The following is a 4,652-nucleotide window of genomic DNA, read 5'->3' on the forward strand; positions in this document are numbered from 1 at the left end:
ACGCACCCGGACCAGGGCGGCCCCGAGGCGCCCGGCGACGTCGCAGGTCAGCCGGGCGGCGGGGCGCTACCGGCGGGCCGTGCGCCGGCGCTCCCGCAGCAGCCGCACCGCGCTCCGCAGCCGATGCCGCAGCCCCAGCCGCACGCGGGACAGCCGCAGCAGCGGCTGGCCTCCGGCGCCGGCCGCGCCTTCGCCATAGGCGCGCCGGACGAGGGCGCGGAGGGGCCGGAGCCGTTGGACGGACCGAACGGTGCGGTCGAGGTCGTCGACGACCACCGCCCGCCGATGGACGACGAACTGCCGCCCGAGCCGCTCGACAACCCGCGCCGGCTGCTGGTCTGGCCGGCCCCCGACATGTCCACGCAACAGGCGCTGAGCGACCGCGGCTACCGGCCGGTGATCGTGCATTCGCGCGAGGAGGTGGACGCGCAGATCGCCGCGTACCCGGCGGCGCTCTTCGTCGATCCGCTGACCGGCCCGATCACCCGGACCGCGCTCCAGTCGCTGCGCACCGCGGCGGTCGCGGCCGAGGTCCCGGTGCTGGTGACGGCCGGGCTCGGGCAGGCGACCCGGGAGGCGGCGTACGGGGCCGACCCGGCCGTCCTGCTGAAGGCGCTGGCCCCGCGGGACAGCGAGCAGCACCCACCGCGGGTGCTGCTGATCGAGGAGCACGAACCGATCGCCAGCGCGCTGACGGCGACGCTGGAACGGCGCGGCATGCAGGTGGCCCGTGCCGACACCGACGCGGACGCGGTCAACCTGGCCGCGCAGACCCGGCCCAACCTGGTGGTCATGGACCTCATGCAGGTGCGCCGCCGGCGCGCCGGCATCGTCGACTGGCTCCGCGGCAACGGCCTGCTCAACCGCACCCCGCTGGTCGTCTACACCTCCGCCGACATCGACCCCGGCCAACTCCCCCACCTCAGCTCCGGCGAGACCGTACTCTTCCTCGCCGAGCGCTCCACCAGCCCCGAGGTCCAGGGCCGCATCGTGGACCTGCTGGCGAAGATCGGCACGAACTAGCAGACCGGCAGCCTGCTGCCCCACCCCCGACCCGCGCCCCGATCGCCTCCACGGGCCGGGCTTCGGGGCCCCCGGGCCTGCCCCGGTGACCTGGGCCTTGCCCCCGGCCGGGCGCCAACCAACCGCCGGCTGTGCCCGCGAAGGGTTACGGGCGCGGGGCACCAGGGTGGGACGGGCCTGCGGCCGTGGGTGTGGGAGTCCCCGCGGGTGCGGCCCGTGGGTGTGGGTGTGGGTGTGAACAGGCTGCGTGCGTACGGGCTGACGCGTACGGGTGTGGGTGTGGGTGTGGGTGGGTTGGCGCGTAACCGGTGTGTGGCTCTATAGCGCAGGTAGTGACGTCACTTGTCGATGCGTTTGGGAGGCACCCCGATCCACGGTCGGGTGATGCCAGCGCCCGGGCACGAGCCGAGGAGTCAGCCAAGGCCGGCTGAACACTGGGGAGGACGGGGTTCCGGCGGTGTTCGGCCTCTTCGATGAGCTTGTGGGATCTATGGTCCGGCGAGCGTGTCCTGCTGGCGTATCAAGAATTCGTCGAAGGTACGCGGTGCACGTCCAGTCAGGTCCCGCACCGCCGTCGTCACCCCGGACATCGAGCCGGCTGCCATGTCGGCGTAGAGCTGGAGAAGGTCATCCACGAACCAGTCGGGTAGCCCTTGTGCCCGTAGGCCCTCAGCCGCCTCCTGGTGCGTCAGGTCCATGAAGGGAATGGCGAGTTTCGCCGCGATCTCCGCATGCGTCAGGGCCTCAGGGCCGGTGAGCGCATAGCTCTCGCCGCCTCCGAGCGGGCCCGTCAGCAGCGCGGCGGCGCAGGCCGCGATGTCGTAGGCGTCGATGTATGCCACGCGTCCCGTGCCGTACGGACCTGCCAGGGTGCCGCCGTGGGCGAAGCCGCCGTCGCCGGTGAAGAAGTTCTGCATGTAACTGGTGGGTCGCAGCGACGACCAGCGCAGCCCGGACGTCTTGAGGTGCTGCTCGATCTCCCAGTGCCCGCGCAGGGACAGCTTCGTATCCGGACCAGGCTGCCACGCCGATATCTTCACCACCCACGAGACCCCGGCAGCCCGTGCCGCGTCGACAACGCCGGTCTGTTGCCGGACCATCGGCTGCTGCCCGGTCACTGGGAGCGCGCCGCCACTGTTGAGCAGAAGACGGTCAACACCCTTCAGGGCGGACACCACCGACGTCGGCTCGTCGAAGTCCCCGACGATGAAGTCGCACCCCAACTCCTTGCCCTTGCGGGCATCCCGCACCAGCACGCGAAAGGGCTCGTCCGCCTCCGCAAGCGCCCGTACCAGGTACCGGCCAATGGTGCCGGTCGCGCCCGTCACAAGAATCATCCTGTCCCCCACCGTTTGAGAAGGCGTCACGAGTCCGTCCTCATCGACATTACCGGAGGGCTCCTCCGCTTGAGGAGGGTGGGACAGGAAGCGCCACCACCAAGCGCGTCCGTGCCCGTGCTCAGACACTTTCGTCGGTACACCTCGGCGGCCCACGTCCCGATGCGGCTGTGGGTGGTTTGCGGGCCGGCGCGTACGCCTGTGGGTGGGACGGTCCGCGGCCCCCCGGGGGCGAAAAATTCCTACGGGCAGCCGTGGCGTCGCTGTTAGCCTGCCGGTATGCAGCAGATGTTGCTCTTCCTCTGATCGGGCCGGTGGCCCACCCGGCGTCCCGGGCCGCGTGCTGACGCGGTCGGCGTCGGAGGCCTGACGTTGCCCGCGGTCCCGCCCCTTTCCGGGCCCGGACTGGTTGTCAGGTGAAGGCCCGCGCCCCAACCCCGCCCTGTGTGGCGGTCGCGCGCGCCTCCTGTCGGAGGAAGAGACACCATGCCCACCCTTGCCCTACCCGCCCGCGCGCGGGCCCAGTTGACCTGCGCCGGCGTCCGCGTGGAGCGGGGCGGCCGGACCGTACTGCACGACGTCGAACTGACCGTCTCACCGGGGATGCGCTGCGGCGTGGTCGGTGAGAACGGGCGCGGCAAGTCGACGCTGCTGCACGTGCTGGCCGGCACGCAGGCGCCCGACGCGGGGAGCGTGCACCGCGTCGGCACCCTCGCGCTGGCCGAGCAGGAGATGCCGGTCGACGCCGAACGCACCGTCGGCACCCTCATCGACGACCACCTTGCCGCAGCCCGTACCGCGCTGCGGCAACTCGACACGGGGGCGGCGGCGCTCGCCGACGGGCTGCCCGGCGCCGACGCCGCGTACGCGCAGGCCCTGGAGGCGGCGCAGGCGCTGGACGCCTGGGACGCCGACCGGCGGGTGACGGTCGCGCTCGCCGGGCTCGGCGCCGTCAGCGACCGGGACCGCCCGCTGCACACCCTCTCCGTCGGCCAGCGCTACCGGGTCAGGCTGGCCTGTCTGCTCGGCGCCGACGACGACTTCCTGCTGCTCGACGAGCCGACCAACCACCTCGACCTGGCCGGGCTCGGCTTCCTCACCGCCCGGCTGCGCGCGCACGCCGGCGGCGTCGTCGTGGTCAGCCACGACCGGGCGCTGCTCGCCGACGTCGCGACCACGGTGCTCGACCTCGACCCCAGCCGCGCCGGCCGGCCGCGCGGCTACGGCGGCGGGTACGCCGGCTACCGCGCCGGGCGGGCGGCCGAACTGGCCCGCTGGGAAGCCGAGTACGAGCTGCAACAGACCGAGCGGCAGCGGCTGCAACAGGCCCTGTCGGAGGCGCAGAACCGGCTGACCACCGGGTGGCGGCCGGCCAAGGGCACCGACAAGCACGGGCGGGCCACCCGGGCCGGTGCGCTGGTCCGCTCCGTGCACCGGCGGCGCAGCGACCTGGAGCGGCACCAGGTCACCGCGCCCGAGCCGCCGCGCCGGTTCGCCCTGCCCGAACTGCCCAGCAGGCCGGGCACGGTGCTGCTCGGCGCGGCCGGGGTGACCGTGCCCGGACGGCTCGACCGACCCGCCGACCTCGCGGTGTCATCGGGCGACCGGCTCGTGGTCACAGGACCGAACGGGGCGGGCAAGTCCACGCTGCTGTCCGTACTGGCCGGCCGGCTCGCACCGGGTACGGGCCGGGTGCACCGGGCGCCCACCGTCCGGCTGCACCTGCTCGGCCAGGAGACGCAACGGGCCGGCGCGCAGCGCGCGTACGACCTCTACCAGGCGCACACCGCGCGCCTGGTGAGCGCCGGGGTGCTGGCGGCGGACGAGGTGGTGGGGCTCGGGGCGCTCGGGCTGCTCGACGCGTACGACGCGGGCCGGCCGGTGGCCGAACTGTCGATGGGGCAGCAGCGCCGGCGCGATCTCGCGCTGGCGCTCGCGGCCCGGCCGCACGTCCTGCTGCTCGACGAGCCGACCAACCACCTGTCCATCGCCCTGGTCGACGAGCTCACGGAAGCGTTGCGGGCCACCGCGGCGGCCGTCGTACTCGCCACCCACGACCGGCAGTTGCAGCGCGACCTGGCCGACTGGCCGAAGCTGCCGCTGGGCGGCCGGCCGGCTGGGGGTGAGGTGGTCGGCGGCTGAGGTGGGTGGCTGGTTGCGGTAGCTGGTCGCCGCGGGGTGGCTGGTTGCGGTAGCTGGTCGCCGCGGGGTGGCTGGTGGGTGGGGGGCGCTGGTCGTACGGGGTGGTCGTCGCGGGGGGGGCCCCCGGGGCGCCGGGCCCCGGGGCGGGCC

3 protein-coding genes are annotated in these 4,652 nt (G+C 73.9%); 2 read left to right on the plus strand and 1 reads right to left on the minus strand.

The annotated features are described in order from the left end of the window. Positions 1-1,023: response regulator transcription factor (locus AAHZ94_RS28780; protein WP_349996539.1), on the plus strand; the 1,023-nt coding region annotated here is incomplete at its 5' end. Between the two features lie 488 nt (positions 1,024-1,511). On the opposite strand, the gene AAHZ94_RS28785 is transcribed toward AAHZ94_RS28780, so the two are convergent. Continuing rightward, entirely contained in the window at positions 1,512-2,360 is an 849-nt protein-coding gene (locus AAHZ94_RS28785) for an SDR family oxidoreductase (RefSeq protein WP_349996541.1), read from the minus strand. A 486-nt stretch (positions 2,361-2,846) separates the two neighbouring features. On the opposite strand from AAHZ94_RS28785, the gene AAHZ94_RS28790 reads away from it, so the two are divergent. Further along, complete coding sequence (locus AAHZ94_RS28790; protein WP_349996543.1) at positions 2,847-4,502, plus strand: ATP-binding cassette domain-containing protein; 1,656 nt, start codon at positions 2,847-2,849, stop codon at positions 4,500-4,502. Positions 4,503-4,652: the final 150 nt, after the last annotated feature.

Origin of the sequence: Streptomyces sp. HSW2009 (assembly GCF_040240285.1) — a bacterium.
Lineage (GTDB): Bacteria > Actinomycetota > Actinomycetes > Streptomycetales > Streptomycetaceae > Streptomyces.